The following is a 19,865-nucleotide window of genomic DNA, read 5'->3' as shown; positions in this document are numbered from 1 at the left end:
ACTCAATTTTAGTCATTTTTAAGTTAAAAATAGGAAATTCATTGTAGCTTTTTAATTGAAATTTAACGCTGCATTTTATTTGGTTACTTTTAGTCAACAAACGAAATCAACTATAACCTTTTGCTACTACAATAAAAAAGAGCCAGTTAAAAAACCGACTCTTATATTTTTAAAAATAAATACCTTTTATTTACTGTATTGCTTTATTGTATTTAGAAACAACTTCTTGTACTTTTTCATTATCAAAAACTGTAGGATACAACTCTTTTATGATGGTATGATACTCAAAATCGATTTCTAAAGCATTTTGCAAGTGAGTTAAACTGTAGTCTTCTTTTCCTAAAATCATGAACAAACCACAAAGTCTGTACTCAATTTCAGCAAATTCTTTATACGTTTTTTTAGCTTTTATTAAAGTACTTAAAGCTTCATTAAACTCACCTAAAAATAACAGAATATCTGCTAGTGCTACATAAATTTCAATTTCTCTATCACCAAGAGCCAAACTTGTATTGAAAGCTTTTACCGCTTCTTCAAAAAAACCTAGCTTTAAATTAATATCACCATAGCGCCTCCAATACAATACATTTCCTTCGTCTATTTGAATTGCTTTATTAATGTAGTGTAACGCTTTTTGATAATTTTCTTGATTATAACAAGCATTCGTTAACAAAATCCAACCGCGATCTAACAACGGATCTTCATGTACTGCTTTTTTATAAAAACTAATGGCTGCATTAATATTGTCTAGCTTTTCGTAACACTCCCCTATTCTTACATAAGCATACGCTGTTGGATCATCTAGCTCTAAGGTTACCGAATAATTCTCTATAGCTTCTTCATAACGTTTTAACTCTTCTAAGGTTTTTGCTTTTTCTAAATATCCTCCTATAAAACTATCATCAATAAGTACTGCATAATCAAAAGCCGTTAATGCTTCTTTAAACATTCCTAACTCAAAATATTGCTTTCCTAATTGATGCCACGCTACTTCACAATATGGATTTTTATCTATATATGCATTTAAAAACTTTATTGCGTCTTCATGGTTCTCTTCCATATCAAAACAATACATAATATTGTATAACGAAGAATAATCCTCATAATCTACCTCAATACATTTTGCAAAGTTTAAACGTGCATTTTCAAAATCATCAAGATACAAATACTCCATACCAATCATAGACCAGATATCAGCAGGATCTTCAATATATTGTAAAGACTCTTTTAAAATTGCTATCGCTTCGGTATGTTTTTTCTTTTTAGATAAGATAATAGCCTTCTGAATAAACACCTCGTCGTTATGAGGTTCTACCGCTTCTATGTTAGATAGCATCTTGATTGCTTCTGGCAATTTATCTTCAAAAATTAAAATTTCTACTTTCATTAATTTTAATTGAATTGAAGAAGGATGCTGTTCCAACCCTAGTTGTACTGCCTTTTTAGCCAATGATTGCTTTCCTATATTTAAATAATGCTCAACGATTGTTTCAAACTCGACTGCATCAAAAAAATATACTTCATTGGTTTTCAACATAGATTCAAATTTTGATAATGACATAGGCTAAAGATTTGAATTCACATTAAAGTTACTGCAAGAACAATACCCTTCTAACAAAAAAACTAATTGTTTTCAACAATTTAATTAACAAAATATACGTTAACTGCTTATTAACTCTAAGATATTTGAAAGAACCAATTATTTTTCTATATTTGAAAGAATTAAAAAATTCAAGAGAATTTAACATCTAATTTTAAACAAAAAATCATGAGTAAATTTGACGAAAAAGTAGCACTTTATAAGAAATTTATGGACGATAGAGATATCCGTTCAAACACCGATTTATTAACTGCTGTAACTAAAGGTTTAGGACCTTCTATTTACAAAAAAGACGCAGAAACTGTATCTGGTACCGACGCTAAAGAATTAGAAACTGTAAAGAAAAACTTCTTAATGAAAAAGTTAGGATTAGACGATAGTCCTGCTTTAGACAAAGCCATTGATGAAGTAATGGAAAGAATCGGTAGATCAGAAAGAAACAAATACCGTGCAGTAGTGTACTACATGTTAGTTAAGAAATTTGACAAAGAGTCTGTTTACGGAATGTAACACCTCTTTTTGTATAAAAATTAAATCCTGTATTTATTTTTGAATACAGGATTTTTTTATTTTAGCCACCAACAAACAACTTATACTTATGTCGCAATTTATTAGTGTTTTTGACATGCTTAAAATTGGTGTAGGACCTTCGAGTTCACACACTTTAGGTCCTTGGAGAGCAGCCCAACAATGGATACAAAAATTAAAAGAAACAAACGAATTTCTTTTAATTGAAGAAGTCAAAGTAGACTTGTATGGTTCTCTTTCATTAACAGGAAAAGGACATGCGACAGACTTAGCCGTTTTATTAGGATTAAGTGGTGCTGACCCAGAATATGTTCCTATTGAAAGTATTGATGTTATTATCAGTGACATTCAAAATAAAGAGCAGTTGTTTTTTAATAACGAAAGAAATATTCCATTTTTTAAAGGTTCTGTAAAATTCAACCGAGAATTTCTTCCTTTTCATGCTAACGGAATGACTTTTAGAGGTTATGCTCAAGGTGAAGAAATCTCTACTGAAACCTACTACTCTATTGGTGGTGGTTTTATTGTGCAAGAAGATGATCATTTAGCAGAAGATATTGAAATTAACAAACAAAACTTCCCTTTTCCAGTAAACAGAGCTACAGAGCTGGAAGCTTATTGCGAAAGAGAAAATTTAAACATTTCAGACATTGTTTATCAAAATGAATTGGTCATTAATTCTGCGGAAGATATTGACAAAGAACTACATCGTATTTGGAATACAATGCTTGAATGCATGTACATTGGTTGTCATACAAAAGGTACTTTACCTGGTGGATTAAATGTGAAGCGACGTGCTTTCGAGACACATCAAAAATTAATAAAAGATGCTGAATATACCAATCAACAGGAATGGATAACAGCTATTCGAAGTACAGAAGTTAAGTTCCGTGAAATTTTAAAATGGGTAAGTTGTTTAGCTTTATCAGTAAACGAAGTAAATGCCGCATTAGGAAGAGTCGTTACTGCTCCAACCAATGGAAGTGCTGGTGTAATTCCTGCTGTTTTAATGTACTATTTAGTAATTGAAAACCATGAAGCAGATTTTGAACACGTTAAAAAATTCTTATTAGTCGCTGGGGAAATAGGTAGTATTTTTAAGAAAAATGCTACAATATCAGCTGCTATGGGTGGTTGTCAAGCAGAAATTGGCGTATCTTCTGCCATGGCTGCTGCTGCTTTAACCGAATTGTTAGGAGGAACACCATCACAATGTTTAGTCGCTGCTGAAATAGCAATGGAGCATCATTTAGGGCTTACTTGTGACCCAATTGGTGGATTAGTACAAATTCCTTGTATTGAACGGAATGCTATGGGAGCTATTAAAGCAATTAATGCTGCTGAGTTAGCTTTAGAAACCAATCCAAAAGAATCTAAGGTTCCTTTAGATAAAGTTATTGATACCATGTGGGAAACTGCCAAAGACATGAACCGAAACTACAAAGAAACTTCAGAAGGAGGTTTAGCAGTTACGGTACGTTTAGCAGATTGTTAACCTTATACAATCTCAATTGGTTCTCCTAAAAATTTAGGATCAACACCTAAGAGAATATCTACAAACACCTTTACTCTAGCTAGGTATTCTCTTAACTGAACCTTTAACGCTTTTTTTCCTGAAACCCCTTTAGCATTGAAACCTACTGCATCAATATCAAAATGTTGAGCTAAATACAAAGCTCTTTCGTTGTGAAATTGTTGAGAAATGATTGTTATTGAAAATTGTCCGAAAACTTCTTTAACTCGTACTACCGAATCTAACGTTCTAAACCCAGCGTAATCTAAATAGATTATATTTTCAGGGATTCCTGCTTCAATCAAATCATTTTTAAAATCGGTAGGTTCATCATATCCCTTAGAGCCATTATCCCCACTTACTAGGATAAAGTCAATTTTTCCTGCTTTATATAATTCTACAGCTGCATCCAATCGAAATTGATAGTATAAATTTATTCTACCATCAGAAAGATACTTTACTGTTCCCAGTAGCAATCCTACTTTGTTTTTAGGGATGTTTTCTGTAGAATTAAATAGTTTTCCTTCTGCTTTATTTTCAATAATACTATTAGAAAAATAAATTACAGCTACGATTAGCAAGCTTACAATAAGAAAAAACCTAGCATTTTTTTTTCGTTTCATCTATCTTGTAAATACCAATTCGGTTTCGGTAGACATTTCTTGAGAAAATCCATAACCCTCTACATCAAAACCTTTTAATTCTTCTAATGTTTCAATGTTATTATCAATTATATAACGTACCATTAATCCACGTGCTTTTTTAGCAAAGGTCATGATGGTTTTGTACTGTCCGTTTTTAAAATCTTTAAATACAGGAGTAATCATTGGTACTTTCAACGCTTTTTTAGGAAGCGCTTTAAAATATTCTGAACTTGCTAAATTGATTAACAACTCGTTATCATCCAATTCTTCATTTAAAGACTCTGCCAAAGTAGTATCCCAAAATTTATACAAATTGTCCGCTCTTCCTACTTTTAATTTAGTTCCCATTTCTAAGCGATATGGCTGAATTAAATCCAACGGTTTTAACAATCCGTATAATCCTGATAAGATTCTTAATTTATCCTGCAATGCAGGAATTTTATCTTCTGAAAGAGAGTTTACATCAATACCTCTATACACTTCACCGGTAAAAGAGAAAACGGCTTGCTTTGCATTATCAAGTGTAAAAGGTGGTTGCCATTCTTGGTTTCTATCATAATTCAAACTCGCTAAATCATCAGAAATTTTCATTAACTCTCCTAGTTTTTTTCTAGAAATAGTTTTTAGTTTCTTATTTAACTTTTCGGATTGCTCTAAAAATCTTGGTTGTGTATAAACATTTGTCGTTGCCTTGTTTTCAAAGTCTAACGATTTGGCAGGTGAAATAATAATCTTCATTCAATAAATATTTAGGGTAAAAATAAGAAGCAATTTTAAAATCATCAATTACTTTGAGTAATTAATATTGATACTGGTATTGATAAATTAAATTGTCTTTTAACTATTAATTTTCAATCCATCATAAGCTAAAAATACATTTTCAGGCAATTCTTTTTGTACCTCGTCATGCAAACCTAATAGCTCACTAATATGTGTTAAATAAGTTCTTTTGGGTTTTATCTCTTCAATAAACTGTATAGACTCTTCTATATTAAAATGTGTATTGTGTGGTTCTTTACGTAAACCTGTAACAATTAAAACATCTAAATTTTCTAACTTCTTTTTTTCTTCTTCAGAAATTGTTTTGATGTCTGTAATATAAGCTACATCGTTAAAACGATATCCTAAAATTGGTAAATCACCATGCATCACTTCAATAGGAATCACCTCTACTCCATCCAACATAAAATTTTCTCGATGTGAAATAACTGTTGGCGCCACACTTGGTGCACTTGGATACCTGTTTTCTGTAGCAAAAACATAATCATAGCGCTTTTTTAAAACATTTAAAACTCGTTCTAATAAATAAATTGGAACAGCTCCCATTTGGAAACAATACGGACGAATTTCATCCAATCCTGCAATATGATCGGCGTGTTCGTGAGTAAATAAAATTCCGTTAATAGATGCTACTTCTTCCCTTATCATTTGTTGACGAAAATCAGGTCCGCAATCAATTACATAATTGATATCGTTCCAAGATACTAAGATAGATGAACGTAACCGTTTATCTTTCGGATTTCTAGATAAAGCTACTAGATGTTTGCTTGCAATCATCGGAACTCCCGTAGAAGTTCCTGTTCCCAAAAAAGTAATTTTTAATTGATTATTTTTCTTCATTTCTCCTACAAAAGTACGACAAAAATTATCTGTTCGTTCCTAATTTCAGTACATTTGTAATACGTAACAAAAAACTAGAAAATGGCAATTACGTTAAAAGGAGATCAAAAAATAAATACGGTACCAACTACGACAATGAAAGCGTTAAAAATCAATTTAAACGCTCACATTTATGGAACTTTTGCTGAAATTGGTGCTGGTCAAGAAACTGTTCGTAACTTTTTTAGGGCTGGTGGTGCTTCAGGAACCATAGCAAAAGCTATGAGTGCGTATGATAAAGATTTCTCTGATGCTATTTACGGTATAGAAAAAGACAACCGTTATGTTACGGAACCTCGATTAAAAAAGATGTTAAAACATGAAATGGATTTGATTGAGGAGCGTCTTACCCGTCAAAAACATCCTGATAAACTATTTTTTAGTTACGCCAACACAGTAGCAACCATTAACTTCTCCAAAAAGTTTAAAGGTCATGGTTGGGTTGGAATTCGTTTTCAATTAGACCCTTTAGAGGATTATAATGAAATTGTTTTACACCTTCGTTTCAAAGAAACTGACGCTCGTCAACAACAAGAAACACTTGGTGTGTTAGGTGTTAACCTTATTTATGGAGCTTACTACTTAAACGATAACCCTAAAGATTTATTAAAGTCTTTTTATGATAATATTGATAAGGATCGCTTAGAAATTGACATGATTAATTTCTCTGGACCTCGATTTATGTACGTAGACAATCGTTTAATGAGTTTACAACTTGTTAAAAACGGCATGACCAATGCCGTTATGTTTGGTCCTGATGGAAACAACATGCTACCTGCTCAAGTACTTTACAAGAAGAATATTTTAGCTCTACGTGGTAGTTACCGTCCTGTTACTAAAGTTAACATGGATATGTTTGAACGCTCTAAACAATTATTCTTCGAAGAGAAAAAAGTAGATCCAGAAAAAACAAAAATAATTTTTGAAATTACACTAAGTAACCTTCGTGCTGAAGGAGAAATTAATGAACGTGATTTCTTAGACAGAGCTGAATTACTGTGTTCTTTAGGTTTGAATGTAATGATTACAAACTATCAAGAGTATTTTAGATTAGTAGAATACTTTAGTGAGTTTACCAAAGAACGTATGGGATTAGCCATGGGCGTTAACAACCTTATTCAAATATTTGATGAGAAATACTACCGTGATTTAAGTGGAGGTATTCTTGAAGCCTTTGGTAAATTATTTTATCGCGACCTTAAAGTATATATGTATCCTTATAAAGATAAAGATACAGGTGAATTCATTACTAGTGAAAACTTAATGGTGCATCCTAGAATGAAAGAGCTATATAAATTCTTTAAAAACAATGGTCGACTTATTGATATTAAAGAATATGATCCTGAAATCTTACATATTTTCTCTAGAAAAGTACTTAAAATGATTAAGAACAATGAAGATGGATGGGAAGAAATGCTTCCTAAAGGCGTTTCTGAAACTATTAAAGAAAAACGTTTATTCGGTTGTACTAAAAGAAAAGATTAAGCGAATTAGTTACCTTTTTAAACCTTTTACTATCTTTAAAGTCTAACAGCTAAACTATCTTAGTTGATTGACGAAATTACTCTTATAGATCAATTGCAGCAGTCTAAAACAAAAGAGACTGCTTTTAGGCACTTACTATCGCAATATAAAGAGCGATTGTATTGGCATATCCGAAAGATTGTAATTTCTCACGATGATGCCGATGATGTATTACAAAACACCTTTATTAAGATTTTTAAAAATATAGATAACTTCAAAAGAGATAGTAAACTATACTCTTGGATGTATCGAATTGCAACCAATGAAGCCATCACTTTTATCAATAAAAAAGCGAAAGAAAAAAATATTGATATTAATGACTACCAACAACAGCTGGTTTCAAGCTTAGACAGTGACCTATTATTTACAGGTGACGAGGTACAACTAATTTTACAAAAAGCAATTGCTACGCTACCTCAAAAGCAACAGTTAGTTTTTAATATGAAGTATTTTGAAGAGATGAAATATGAAGAAATTTCTGATGTTTTAGAAACCTCTGTGGGCGCTTTAAAAGCCTCATATCACATCGCTGTTAAAAAGATTGAACAATTTATAAAAAACTATAATTAAACCTTTTAACTAAAACATAGTCTTACAGAAGTAATGAACAAAGAGTTAAAACATACAATAGATTTTTTAAACCAAAAAGTAGGTAAGAATACTGGTTTTTCTACTCCTGAAAATTATTTTCAAGAAGTGGAAGAAAACCTTACTGCTTCTGCTTTTATTGATAGTTTACCAAAAGAAAAAACGTTTGCAACTCCTAGTAATTATTTTGAAACTGTAGACGATTCAATTCTTTCAAAATTAACTATTGAAGAATCAAAAGAAGTAAAAATTATTTCACTTAAAAAACGATTTTTACAATACATACCTATGACAGCGGCAGCTTCAGTATTGCTTTTTATCGGAATTAGTTATTTTAATACTCAAAAAACAACTTTTGATGATATTACCATTACCGATATCGAGTCTTGGTATGAAAATGGATATGGAGAAACCTATACAGAAGAACTAGCTGCAGCTATAAATACTTCTGATATTGAAGAAGACTTATTCGCTTCTATTAGCGATGAAAGCCTAGAAAATTACATACTTGATACTACAACACCCTTAAACGATATAGAATAAGATGAAAAAAAACATACTATTATTCTTTTTTTTACTCTTAAGTAGCTTGGTTATTCAAGCCCAAACAAAAAAAGGAGATTCAGAAAAAATTCATGCATTCAAAGTAGCTTTCCTTACTGAAAAGTTAGATTTAACAGAAAAAGAAGCCGAAAAATTTTGGCCTTTATACAATGTGTACGATAAAGAAATGATGCAACTGCATAGAGAAGAACGACGCAGCATTAAAAAAAGAATTATGGCCGATGGCGGTATCGATAATTTATCTGAGAGTGAATCTAAACAAATAATCGAAAGAATCAACGCGGTTTCTAAAGAACAATACGAAACAAAAAATGAGTTTTATTCTAAACTTATTAAAATTCTACCTTACAAGAAAATACTTCGTCTTGAAGTTGCCGAATACGAATTCCACCGCAAACTTATACGAAAGCTTAAAGGTGAAAACAAAGAAGCAAAAAAATAAAAAGGGAGGCAATTTTGCCTCCCTTTTTACTTTTTATCTACTAAAGCTAAACAAACGTATAAATCAGGTTTATTCGCTGTAAATTGTCTTAGCCAAATGGTTAGTTCATCTATTTCATAAGGAAGTAATCTTCCTAAAGCTTTTTCTAGCTCTTTACAAAATAAATCAGCGTTAAAACTAACCTTTTGAAGTACAGTTTTCGTGTACTCATACATAGCTCTTGCCATATCTTTATTGGGGTTAAAGTTGTTTTATATCTGAACGTAATTTACAAAATTATATTCTTTAGAGGTGTTAAAATTTCTCAAAAAAAAAAGCGAGACCCTCTTGTCTCGCTTTCAAAATTCATCACTTATAATAACCTCTTATAAGTTGTTTACTTTCTCTATTAAAGCGTTTGCTCTAGTCTCTAATTCAGCACTTACAGCTTTGTAATGTGCTTTTTTATTTTCAACATTCTTTGCATTTACTTTTGCTATTAACTCATCAAAAGTTACGATAACTTCGTCAACAATAGCATTAGCATCTTCTTTTTTAACTTCAGGGTTTAACTCTGTAGCTATTTGACAGATACTGATAATGTCTCCTAATGTATAGTTGATATCTTTCTTTAAATTTTTTACGCTTGACATAATTATAAATTTTGGTGCAAAATTAATCGATTTTATCTAATTCTTGCTGAAATTTTTCAAAAAACTGCCCAACATGGTATCCATCTACTAAAGCATGATTTACATTAATAGCTACTGGAAGCAACATTTTATCGTTTTCTTCTTTAAGCTTTCCAAAAGCTAGTTGAGGTACACTAGTATCCTTATTACCAGAAAAAGGTTCTTTATGTCCTGTAAAACTAACCCAAGGAATTGCCGAAGAATGTATGCACCCTAATGAATATCTTGGAGGTAATAAATCTGTTGTGTTTTGTATTCGTTCTTTTTCTTCTATATAATTTTGATTAAAAGTTTTGAAATCTTCTGAATAATCAAAATAAGAAAAAGCAAATGTTGTATCTGCTCTTGCAATTGTTGTTGATGCATTGATTACATCATAAATAACAATTTTACCATCTTCTATCCTATATTTTAAATTCTCAACTGAATTTATAGCTTTCATACAGGCATGTAAGTATCTAACAAAAAATGATTCTCCTTTTTCTTTAGCTGATTGATATGTTTTAGATACTTCTAAATCGGCTACCAATCCAAAAGTTGGATCTGCCATAGTTCTAAAATGTTCAAAAAGCTGTTTTCTGTTCCAGTTTTCTATATCTAAATACTTCATCTATAAAAACTTTAATACATCTGTAATACTAGATACTGTTTTGTAATCATCTGATTTTTGTTCTTCACTCACTTCTTCGTGTGCCCATGTTGTATGAAACGGAACATGGATTGCTGTTGCTCCAATTTCTATTAAAGGTAATACATCTGACTTTAATGAGTTTCCTATCATTAAAAACTCTGACGGATTAATATCTAATCGTTTTACTAATTTTTTATAATCGGCTTTTTTCTTTTCACTCATTACTTCTGTATGGTGAAAATATTTTAAAATTCCTGATTTAGCCAACTTGCGTTCTTGATCTAACAAATCACCTTTGGTAGCTACAATTAACTTATACTTCCCGTGTAATTCTTCTAACACCTCTTCTACTCCATCTAGTAGCTCTATAGGTTTTTCTAACATCTCTTTTCCTATTTCAAGAATTCCTTCCATAGTTTTCGGAGCTATTTTATAGTTAGAAATTTCTAAAGCACACTCAACCATTGATAGCATAAAACCTTTTACACCATACCCGTAAATTTTAAGGTTTTCTATTTCTTTTTTAAATAATTCTTGATGGATTTTGTTTTCAGTTTCATAATCTGACAACAGTTTTGCGAAATCATCTTCGGCATCACGAAAATAGGTTTCGTTAACCCAAAGTGTGTCATCAGCATCAAAAGATATTACTTTAATGTTATTCATAAATAATAAAATTATACATCAAAGATACATATTTAAACTACGCTAACTAAACGTTTACAACTAGTAGATTTACAAAGTTTTAACAGTAATTAATTCGCTGTTTTGTGTAATCTTTAAAAAGTTTTACTACTTTTGGATCATCATGAAGGCGCTTTTACGCACATATACGTTTATTTTTAACACGGTCAATTCGATTTCGTATACAGCCCACATGCGTAAACAATTCGTATATGTAACCAAAAGCACCCAAAACAATAAGCTTAAACATCGATTTTAAATAATCAATTTTTACTATAAACTTACAAAGGTGCTTTTTACAAAAAGCACCTTTTTTTATTTATTAACATTTTAAATTTTAATCATTATGAACACTTTTAAGTACCGAAATTCAATTAGAAAACACGTAGCCTCAACTGTAATAATGTACTCAGTACAAAACCCGTTTTACAGAGATCCTGAATTACTAATACTTAACCCTTAATTATCATGAAATCATTAAATAACACACAAGACATAAAGAATCAGTTTGTTGTTAACAAAAAACAAGTTAGCAAAAACAAAGTATTAAAGACTTCTATCTTATTTGACAAGATTGAGTCTAATCTTCAATCTTCACTTAGTTTACACAAAAACTCATCTAACTTGAGTTTTAAAAGCATTGATTTCGATCTTCTAGAAAATGCTTATTTAAATGATAAACTTATCATTAAAAACAACGTAAAAAAATTGAGTACTACTGAAGTTGTTTTAAACATAACAGTATCAAAAAAAGAAGAAAAGAAACAAGATATTATCTGTAAAGCTGTATTTAGCTATACTGTGAAAGAAGCTTCTTAATGATTTGGATGATTCTAAAATCAATCCATTATTAAGTTAGTCTGGTTTGTTATAAGCTTAGGGTAATGCTACCTTAAGCTTATTTTTTATTGAATAAACGTTTCTAGTAACTCCGAAGAGTTTTCTGATACAATTTCAACTTTATCAATACATGCTGGTATCAAAATAGTTTCTCCCTTTCTTACTATTTCTTGTTGATTTTTATAATTAAAAACAACTTCTCCTTCTACACACATATAAATTATAAAGCTATCTTTTTCAGAAAAACAAACTTCTTTCTTTCCTTTTATAGGAAGAATATTTGTAGTAAAATACGGACATGTAACTACTTGATTCGACACATTACTTTCTTTTAAATAAGGTGTTTTATAAGAATCCTTAGCTGTAAAATCTATTGTTTTCAATGCTTTTTCAGTATGCAATTCTCTGTAATTACCATCAATATCTTTTCTATCCCAATCGTAAATCCTGTATGTAATATCAGATGTTTGCTGAATTTCTGCAATTAGTAAACCAGCTCCGATAGCATGTACTCTTCCAGGTGGAACAAAATACACATCGCCTTTGCTTACTTCATCTACATTTAAAATATCAAGCAAAGATTTGTTTTCTAAATGATGTAAATACTCTTGTTTAGTTGCGTCATTTTTAAATCCGATAATAATATTGGCATCTTTATCTGCTTGAACAACATACCACATTTCGGTTTTTCCAAAAGAATCTTGAATTCCTGCTAAATCATCATCAGGGTGCACTTGAATACTCAGCACCTCTTTAGCGTCAATAAACTTTATTAACAAAGGAAACTCATTTCCAAAAGTTTTATAAACATAATTTCCGACTAAGTCGTGCTTGTATGCTTTTAAGACTTCTCTTAGAGTTTTACCCTTTAAACTACCGTTGCTTATGACAGATTCATCTCCGTCAACATCAGAAATCTCCCAGCTTTCACCTATATTATCGCCTGTAGCATCTTTATGAAGCAGCTGGTTCAGTTTTTTTCCTCCCCATATTTTTTGTTTTAAAATTGGGGTAAATCGTAGTAATTGGTCTATCATAAATTAAGCGCCTCTATAAGTTACGTAATTTCTAGGTGTTTCGTATAATGTAACTTCTAAATCTAAGTGTTCTGGAATACTTACACGTAACTTATTATATATTACTACTGATATATTTTCTGCTGTAGGATTAACATTTTTAAATTCCTCAACTTCTACATTTAAGTTTTTATGATCTAAAACATCTTCTACTTTTATTTTTATCAAATCTTTAAGCTTTCCTAAATCGTACACATAACCTGTTTCTTTATCAATTTCACCAGTTAACGAAACGATTAACTCATAATTATGCCCATGATAATTAGGATTGCTACACTTACCAAATACCTCAAAGTTTTTTTCATCTGACCAATTAGGATTGAACAAGCGGTGTGCAGCATTAAAATGTGCCTTTCTATGTACAGTAATTTTTGGCATATTAAATAAACTTAGCTATTTTATTATAAGATTCTTTAAAAATAATTTTGAACCAAGCAGTATATTTCTCTGGATGATTTTCTATATCGCTTTTTACCTCTTCCAAAGGCATCCACTTATATGACGCTACTTCTTCAGGGTTTATAATAGGTTCGTCGTTAAATCTACCAATCATTACATGGTCTAATTCATGTTCTGTTAACCCATTATCAAACGGAGCTTTGTAAATGAAAGAAAATAGTTCTTCTAATTCACATGAAAACCCCATTTCTTCTTTTAATCTACGTTTTCCAGCTTCAATATTCGACTCCCCATCACGCTGATGCGAACAACACGTATTCGTCCATAACAAAGGAGAATGATACTTTTCAGCTGCTCGCTGTTGCAACATCAATTCATTCTTTTCATTAAAAACAAATACTGAAAATGCTCTGTGTAACAAAGCTTTTTCGTGTGCTTCAATTTTTTCCATTAATCCTATCGGATTATCTTGTTCATCAACTAAAATAACGTGTTCTTTCATCTTAAAAATATACGAAAAGCAAATTTAGCATTATTGTTTTATTAACTCTTAATATTTTGTTATTATTGCTATAACATCTAAAATTGTATATAATGAGAAAATTTATTTATGTTATTTTTATTCTTAGCTTCTTCTTAACTGCTTGTAGCGACAATGAAAGCTCTAACTTACCTTTAGCTACTGAAAGTGATATTGTTGGCACTTGGAGTTTAGTTGACTTTTATTCTAAAGATGGTAAATTCACCATGTCTACAGTAAGTAACGGAGATATTTCTGGTAGCTTTGAAGTCAAGGCTAAAGACTTTAACAATGCAACAACTACCTTTTCACAAAACCCAAATGAATCATACGACAGTGGTTCTTTTAATATGGAACTTCAAGTGAAAACAGCAATATCTTCTGGTACTCAAACAGAAATAGTTACTGCAGACCCTAGCATTAAAACCGAATGGTCTTTAAGCGATAATACGTTGTTTTTTAATTTTGAAAATGATTTTTTTACAGGACAATTGTCAGCCCAAATTATTTATTTTGATGAAAATAAATTAGAACTTAAGGCTAACTTTGAAGAAAATATTTCTACTCCAGAAGATGTTAACTTAGGTGTCACAAACACCAAATTCAAAGGAACCATATACTTAACCTATACAAAATAATTTAAAGACCTCTGTACGAGGTCTTTTTCTTTACTTCATTTTCTTTATTCTTCTTTTTTAAAATCTTATTTTTGCAACCTTAAAATTTATAGATGAGTTTTTTAGAAGAAATACAGAAGAGACGTACATTCGGAATTATATCACACCCCGATGCTGGTAAAACTACCTTAACTGAAAAATTATTACTTTTTGGTGGAGCGATTCAAGAAGCGGGAGCTGTTAAGAATAATAAAATAAAAAAAGGAGCTACTTCCGATTTTATGGAAATTGAGCGCCAACGTGGTATCTCGGTTGCTACCTCTGTATTAGCTTTCATTTATAAAGACAAAAAAATCAATATTCTTGACACCCCTGGTCACAAGGATTTCGCTGAAGATACTTTTAGAACTTTAACTGCGGTTGATAGTGTTATAGTGGTGATTGACGTTGCTAAAGGGGTTGAGGAACAAACCGAAAAATTAGTAGAGGTTTGTCGTATGCGAAAAATCCCGATGATTGTTTTCATTAACAAATTAGATCGTGAGGGTAAAGATGCTTTTGATTTATTAGATGAAGTTGAGCAAAAATTAGGATTAAAAGTTACTCCGTTGAGTTTCCCTATTGGAATGGGATACGATTTTAAAGGAATCTATAACATTTGGGGAAAGAAATTAAACATCTTTTCTGGAGACAATAAACAAACAATTTCTGAAGGTGTTGAATTTGACGACATCGACAATCCTGAACTAGATAAAATTGTTGGAGAAAAAGCCGCAAACACACTTCGTGAAGAACTAGAGTTAGTAAATGAAGTATACCCTGATTTTAATCAAAATGATTACCTGAGCGGTTCGCTCCAACCTGTGTTTTTCGGTTCTGCTTTAAATAATTTTGGTGTAAAAGAATTATTAGATTGTTTTATTGATATTGCTCCAAATCCACAGCCAAAACAAGCGGAAGAACGTTTAGTAGATTCTAAAGAAGAAAAACTAACAGGATTTGTATTTAAAATCCACGCAAACATGGATCCAAAACACCGTGATCGTTTAGCGTTTGTAAAGATTGTATCAGGAACTTTTAAGAGAAACACTCCTTACCTACATGTTCGTAACGGTAAAAAAGTAAAATTCTCTAGTCCGAATGCCTTTTTTGCTGAAAAGAAAGAGATTGTAGAAGAATCTTTCCCAGGAGACATTGTTGGTTTACACGATACTGGGAGCTTCAAAATTGGAGATACGTTAACTGAAGGAGAGCAATTAAACTTTAAAGGAATTCCTAGTTTCTCTCCAGAACATTTCCGTTATGTAAACAATGCCGACCCTATGAAAGCTAAACAATTATACAAAGGTTTAGATCAGTTAATGGATGAAGGAGTTGCGCAGTTATTTACCATGGAAATGAACGGACGTAAGATTGTAGGAACTGTGGGTGCTTTACAATATGAAGTAATTCAATATCGTTTAGAGCACGAATACGGAGCTAAATGTTCGTATGAAAATATTGCAGTACACAAAGCTTGTTGGGTTGAACCAGAAGACCCTAAAAATGAAGAATTCAAAGAATTCAAACGTGTAAAGCAACGTTATTTAGCAAAAGATAAACAAGGTCAGTTAGTATTTTTAGCAGATTCTCCGTTTACTATTCAAATGACGCAGAGTAAATATCCATCTGTAAAATTACATTTCACTAGTGAGTTTTCATAAACACATCAAAGACACGAGAAACAAGAAACAAGAAGCGAGAAAGAGATTTTATACAACGTCTCTTCTCTCTTTTCTCCTCTCTCTATTCTCTTTTCTCACATACGGTCAAGAGAATTTATCGAGTTTACAAGGAAAAGAGTTACACAATAAAGTTCGTTTGAATTTTATTCCTGTTGAAATGCCTACGGATAAGTTTCCAAACCTAAAACCAACAATGGGATTAACTGGTTTGCACTATCAAATTCCTTTCAACGATTGGTTATATGGTGGAGCTGCTTTTCATTTTGCGGTAACAGGTGATCAAGGAGGCTTGTTTACCTTAGGCGCAGAAGTAGGAATCAACAAACAATTAAATAAAAATTTATACGTAGATGCTAACTTCCATTTTGGTGGCGGTGGCGGATATCGTTACTTGGTAAATGATGGTGGATTTATCAATCCGAATATCGGTTTACAATATAAAAAGAACGATTACTCCTTCGGAATACAATACAGTCACGTTAATTTTTATTCTGGAGAAATTAAGAGTAATTCGATTTCTTTCTTTGTAGAAATACCTAGTATTTTACGTTTTACCGATTATGATAAAGCGCATCAAAAATTTGCAACAGACAATCTTTCTTCTGATAATTTCTGGAGTAAACCTGCGGTAAAAAATGCACAACAAGTACGTTTTGATTTCTTTAAACCTATCGGGAATTCAAAAAAAGATAACGGTGATGATCTTAATGAAACATTATATGTCATCGGTTTTGAATATCAAAAATATTTGAATGAAAACACCTTCTTATTTGCTCATACCGATGCTATTTACAAAGGCCTACGTGCTGGTTTTATGGATCTATTTGTAGGTGCAGGATATCATCCATATCAATCAAAATACATCAATATTTTCGGGAAGTTAGGAGTTGGTGCAGCTGGTGGTCGTGTGGCTCCTGAAGGTGGATTGATGATTTATCCTTCTGCCGGAATTGACTTAAAACTATTTAAAAACATTGCCATTAGTGGTCATGGTGGATATTATCGTGCAATAGCTGGTGATTTAGAAGCCTACACCTATGGTTTTGGCCTGAAATATTTTGGATTGAACGGTGGAACTTCTTCCAAAGAAAATACTATTTATCACACGCAAGGTTTACGTTTTGAAGTACAAAATCAAACTTACTTTGATGTTGCTAAATTCGATCCACCTGATAATAGATACGCTATAGATTTACAATTAATCGGTTTAAAAATAAACTACGATCTAAACAAATGGTTATATATTGCTGGTGAAGCAGGTTTTGCCTACGATGGTCGCTCAGGTGGTTATGCTCACGGATTAGTAGGTGGAGGTATTTACAGTCCTCGTTTTTTTAATGATAAAATGAGAGGGTTTTTAGAAATCATGGCAGGTGCTGGTGGAGGTGCTGGTATAGATACTGATGAAGGAATCATTACGCGCCCTACTCTTGGATTAAGTTACGATGTAACAAATCAAGTTTCTATAATTGCATCAGGAGGTAGATATTATTCTCCTTTCGGCAATGTAAACTCAAACAATATTAACATAGGTTTAAGCTTTAACCTTTCAACTTTGTCTGTAAAGAACTAACTTTGCTTTTTCTTCGGAAAAAGTAGTTTCATATATAAATAAGAGAAAAATGGATAACGGAATTTATGCAAAGTTTACCACTCCAAAAGGTGATATTTTAGTAAACTTAGAATACGAAAAAACTCCTGGAACTGTAGGTAACTTTGTTGCTTTAGCAGAAGGAAACTTAGAAAACTCAGCAAAACCACAAGGAACGCCTTATTATAACGGATTAAAATTCCACCGTGTAATTGCTGATTTTATGATTCAAGGTGGTTGCCCACAAGGAACTGGAACTGGAAACCCTGGTTATAAATTTGATGATGAAATTCACCCTGAATTAAAGCACGACGCTCCAGGGAAATTATCAATGGCAAACGCAGGACCTGGAACAAACGGTTCTCAATTCTTTATTACACACGTTGCTACTCCTTGGTTAGACGGTAAACACACTGTTTTTGGTAGTGTTATTGAAGGACAAGATGTTGTTGATGCTGTTGAGCAAGAAGATACTATGGATGTAGAAATTATCCGTGTTGGTGATGCTGCTGAAAAATGGAATGCTGTTGAAGCTTTTAGAACTTTTGAAGGAGCTCGTGAAAAACGTGAAGCAGAAGCGAAAGCACGTCAAAAAGAATTATTAGATCAAGTAGCTGCTGGATATGATGAAACTCCAAGTGGTTTACGTTATAAGATCTTACAAAACGGAGATGGAAAACAAGCTACTAAAGGAGCTATGGTTTCTGTACACTATAAAGGTCAATTATTAGACGGTACAGTATTTGATTCTTCATACAAACGTAAGCAACCTATCGATTTTGCTATCGGCGTTGGTCAAGTAATTGCTGGTTGGGATGAAGGAATTCAATTATTAAAAGTAGGTGACAAAGCTCGTTTGGTAATTCCTTCTGATTTAGCATATGGTTCACAAGGTGCTGGTGGTGTTATTCCTCCTAATGCAACCTTAATTTTTGATGTTGAGTTAATGGACGTAAAATAAACGTCTATTAAACAAAACTTTAAGCCTCTTCTTTCTTTTGAAGGGGCTTTTTTATTTCAAAAAGTGTTTATATTTAATTAACATTCATAACATTAAAAAGAACTTTATTTAATGTATTTATCATAATTCCTTAAGCAGTAAGCCGTGAAAAAAAATGACTTTTACAGCACACAAACTACTCCTTAATCAATTATGAAAACAACATTACTTTTAATAGTATTTTTTACTACTTCTTTAACAATCTTTTCTCAAGAAGTTTGTACTACCCCAGAAGACAATACAATTGATTTGAATATAATTAGCATTGACAAATGCGACATTATTGATGAGACTAAGAAGTTACCTCAAAAGGAAACTAAAACATTTACTGCTAGAAACAGAATTAAAAAAGTAAGAAAACAAGTTCAAGAAAACCAATCCAATCTTAATGCTAATTCTAATGTAACTATTATTACAACCGATAATGACCTAACCTTAAAAAATACATTAACACCTCAAACAAAAGAGGTGTTATTTTCAGTTGTAGAAGAAGTTCCATTATTTCCTAACTGTGAAATTAGCGCAGGACAAGAAGCTAAAAAATGCTTTAAGGATAATATGCAAAAGCATTTTTCAAAAAATTATTATCCTGAAGTTTTTTCACAAGAAGGTATTCGCGGTAGAATTTTAATTCAATTTACAATTGATGTTTACGGAAACCCTAAAAATATTCAAGTAGCTAGCTCTAAACCAAGCAAAGTTATTGAAAATGAAGTTAATAGAATTATTAATAAACTACCTCAGTTTTCAGCAGGTAAAGAACAAGGAATTCCTGTAGATGTAACCTACTCTTTTCCTATAAACCTAATACTAAATTAACTGGACTTGCAACAAAAAATTGGACTTTAAGTTGAATGACTAAGCTGCCTATTTCTGGTTATACATATCTAATTCAAATTCTCTTATAGTTTTATTTCCTAAAAGGTAAACCTACTTTTTTAGAGTTAAAATCATCATTCTCTTACAGTAAATGCAAAATAATTTTGCTTTTACTGTTTTTTTTGTTAAATTTACAGCGTTAGTTAACATTAAATTAACCTACCAAACCCT

General features: G+C 31.6%; 23 protein-coding genes. 12 read left to right on the top strand and 11 right to left on the bottom strand.

Going from position 1 to position 19,865, the window contains the following annotated elements:
- Positions 1–190 precede the first annotated feature (190 nt).
- The gene (locus ACR9ES_RS00185; RefSeq protein ID WP_435254636.1) at positions 191–1,561 is read right to left on the bottom strand and encodes a tetratricopeptide repeat protein; all 1,371 of its coding nucleotides are present in this window, start codon (positions 1,559–1,561) and stop codon (positions 191–193) included.
- Between the two features lie 207 nt (positions 1,562–1,768).
- Between ACR9ES_RS00185 and ACR9ES_RS00180 the strand changes: the two genes are divergently transcribed.
- Positions 1,769–2,110: a DUF2853 family protein gene (locus tag ACR9ES_RS00180; RefSeq protein WP_274633477.1), complete on the top strand. Its 342-nt coding sequence runs from the start codon at positions 1,769–1,771 to the stop codon at positions 2,108–2,110.
- 88 nt (positions 2,111–2,198) lie between these two features.
- A complete protein-coding gene (locus tag ACR9ES_RS00175; RefSeq protein WP_435254635.1) occupies positions 2,199–3,623 on the top strand; it encodes an L-serine ammonia-lyase in 1,425 nt (474 codons plus the stop codon).
- Positions 3,624–3,625: 2 nt separating this feature from the next.
- On the opposite strand, the gene ACR9ES_RS00170 is transcribed toward ACR9ES_RS00175, so the two are convergent.
- From ACR9ES_RS00170 to ACR9ES_RS00160, 3 genes are all read right to left on the bottom strand, one after another.
- Positions 3,626–4,264 (bottom strand): SanA/YdcF family protein, encoded by a 639-nt coding sequence (locus ACR9ES_RS00170; protein ID WP_435254634.1) that lies wholly within the window; start codon positions 4,262–4,264, stop codon positions 3,626–3,628.
- Positions 4,265–5,023, bottom strand: a complete 759-nt coding sequence (gene yaaA, locus ACR9ES_RS00165; RefSeq protein WP_435254633.1) for a peroxide stress protein YaaA — start codon at positions 5,021–5,023, stop codon at positions 4,265–4,267. It abuts the gene before it with no gap.
- A gap of 99 nt (positions 5,024–5,122) precedes the next feature.
- Positions 5,123–5,905 carry an MBL fold metallo-hydrolase gene (locus tag ACR9ES_RS00160; protein WP_435254632.1) on the bottom strand — a complete coding sequence of 261 codons (783 nt, stop codon included), beginning with the start codon at positions 5,903–5,905 and terminating at the stop codon, positions 5,123–5,125.
- A gap of 81 nt (positions 5,906–5,986) precedes the next feature.
- Between ACR9ES_RS00160 and ACR9ES_RS00155 the strand changes: the two genes are divergently transcribed.
- The 4 genes from ACR9ES_RS00155 (at position 5,987) to ACR9ES_RS00140 (ending at position 9,062) form a co-directional block, all read left to right on the top strand.
- A complete protein-coding gene (locus tag ACR9ES_RS00155) occupies positions 5,987–7,429 on the top strand; it encodes a TonB-dependent receptor (RefSeq protein ID WP_435254631.1) in 1,443 nt (480 codons plus the stop codon).
- 63 nt (positions 7,430–7,492) lie between these two features.
- Positions 7,493–8,038 carry an RNA polymerase sigma factor gene (locus ACR9ES_RS00150; protein ID WP_435254630.1) on the top strand — a complete coding sequence of 182 codons (546 nt, stop codon included), beginning with the start codon at positions 7,493–7,495 and terminating at the stop codon, positions 8,036–8,038.
- Between the two features lie 33 nt (positions 8,039–8,071).
- Complete coding sequence (locus tag ACR9ES_RS00145; RefSeq protein ID WP_435254629.1) at positions 8,072–8,599, top strand: hypothetical protein; 528 nt, start codon at positions 8,072–8,074, stop codon at positions 8,597–8,599.
- A 1-nt stretch (position 8,600) separates the two neighbouring features.
- Entirely contained in the window at positions 8,601–9,062 is a 462-nt protein-coding gene (locus ACR9ES_RS00140; protein WP_435254628.1) for a sensor of ECF-type sigma factor, read from the top strand.
- Between the two features lie 26 nt (positions 9,063–9,088).
- Here ACR9ES_RS00140 and ACR9ES_RS00135 read toward each other — a convergent pair whose 3' ends face one another.
- The 4 genes from ACR9ES_RS00135 to ACR9ES_RS00120 form a co-directional block, all read right to left on the bottom strand.
- Positions 9,089–9,289, bottom strand: coding sequence for a hypothetical protein (locus tag ACR9ES_RS00135; protein WP_028891033.1), 201 nt, complete (start codon positions 9,287–9,289; stop codon positions 9,089–9,091).
- Between the two features lie 138 nt (positions 9,290–9,427).
- A complete protein-coding gene (locus tag ACR9ES_RS00130) occupies positions 9,428–9,694 on the bottom strand; it encodes a hypothetical protein (protein ID WP_435254627.1) in 267 nt (88 codons plus the stop codon).
- A 22-nt stretch (positions 9,695–9,716) separates the two neighbouring features.
- The gene (locus tag ACR9ES_RS00125) at positions 9,717–10,343 is read right to left on the bottom strand and encodes a CatA-like O-acetyltransferase (protein ID WP_435254626.1); all 627 of its coding nucleotides are present in this window, start codon (positions 10,341–10,343) and stop codon (positions 9,717–9,719) included.
- The gene (locus ACR9ES_RS00120) at positions 10,344–11,030 is read right to left on the bottom strand and encodes an HAD family hydrolase (protein WP_299007708.1); all 687 of its coding nucleotides are present in this window, start codon (positions 11,028–11,030) and stop codon (positions 10,344–10,346) included. It lies immediately after the preceding gene.
- A 486-nt stretch (positions 11,031–11,516) separates the two neighbouring features.
- Here ACR9ES_RS00120 and ACR9ES_RS00115 point away from each other — a divergent pair, with 486 nt between their 5' ends.
- On the top strand, positions 11,517–11,867 hold the full coding sequence (locus ACR9ES_RS00115; RefSeq protein WP_435254625.1) for a hypothetical protein: 351 nt from the start codon (positions 11,517–11,519) through the stop codon (positions 11,865–11,867).
- A gap of 86 nt (positions 11,868–11,953) precedes the next feature.
- Here ACR9ES_RS00115 and ACR9ES_RS00110 read toward each other — a convergent pair whose 3' ends face one another.
- The 3 genes from ACR9ES_RS00110 to idi are packed head-to-tail and all read right to left on the bottom strand — an operon-like array spanning position 11,954 to position 13,865.
- Entirely contained in the window at positions 11,954–12,925 is a 972-nt protein-coding gene (locus ACR9ES_RS00110) for a type I phosphomannose isomerase catalytic subunit (RefSeq protein WP_435254624.1), read from the bottom strand.
- A gap of 3 nt (positions 12,926–12,928) precedes the next feature.
- A complete protein-coding gene (locus tag ACR9ES_RS00105) occupies positions 12,929–13,342 on the bottom strand; it encodes a 6-pyruvoyl trahydropterin synthase family protein (RefSeq protein WP_435254623.1) in 414 nt (137 codons plus the stop codon).
- A gap of 1 nt (position 13,343) precedes the next feature.
- Entirely contained in the window at positions 13,344–13,865 is a 522-nt protein-coding gene (gene idi / locus ACR9ES_RS00100) for an isopentenyl-diphosphate Delta-isomerase (protein WP_299002079.1), read from the bottom strand.
- Between the two features lie 92 nt (positions 13,866–13,957).
- Between idi and ACR9ES_RS00095 the strand changes: the two genes are divergently transcribed.
- The 5 genes from ACR9ES_RS00095 to ACR9ES_RS00075 all read left to right on the top strand — a co-directional run bounded on the left by ACR9ES_RS00095 (position 13,958) and on the right by ACR9ES_RS00075 (position 19,634).
- On the top strand, positions 13,958–14,521 hold the full coding sequence (locus ACR9ES_RS00095; RefSeq protein WP_435254622.1) for a hypothetical protein: 564 nt from the start codon (positions 13,958–13,960) through the stop codon (positions 14,519–14,521).
- 92 nt (positions 14,522–14,613) lie between these two features.
- Positions 14,614–16,203 carry a peptide chain release factor 3 gene (locus ACR9ES_RS00090; RefSeq protein ID WP_435254621.1) on the top strand — a complete coding sequence of 530 codons (1,590 nt, stop codon included), beginning with the start codon at positions 14,614–14,616 and terminating at the stop codon, positions 16,201–16,203.
- On the top strand, positions 16,190–17,797 hold the full coding sequence (locus ACR9ES_RS00085) for a hypothetical protein (RefSeq protein WP_435254620.1): 1,608 nt from the start codon (positions 16,190–16,192) through the stop codon (positions 17,795–17,797). Before ACR9ES_RS00090 ends, ACR9ES_RS00085 begins: the two co-directional genes overlap by 14 nt.
- A gap of 49 nt (positions 17,798–17,846) precedes the next feature.
- Positions 17,847–18,776, top strand: coding sequence for a peptidylprolyl isomerase (locus ACR9ES_RS00080; RefSeq protein ID WP_435254619.1), 930 nt, complete (start codon positions 17,847–17,849; stop codon positions 18,774–18,776).
- 192 nt (positions 18,777–18,968) lie between these two features.
- Positions 18,969–19,634, top strand: a complete 666-nt coding sequence (locus ACR9ES_RS00075; RefSeq protein WP_435254618.1) for an energy transducer TonB — start codon at positions 18,969–18,971, stop codon at positions 19,632–19,634.
- The last annotated feature ends 231 nt before the right edge of the window (positions 19,635–19,865 follow it).

The organism is Tenacibaculum sp. A30, assembly GCF_051200845.1.
Lineage (GTDB): Bacteria > Bacteroidota > Bacteroidia > Flavobacteriales > Flavobacteriaceae > Polaribacter.
Note: the sequence above shows the minus strand (reverse complement) of the source record. Positions and strands in the feature narration are given on the sequence as shown.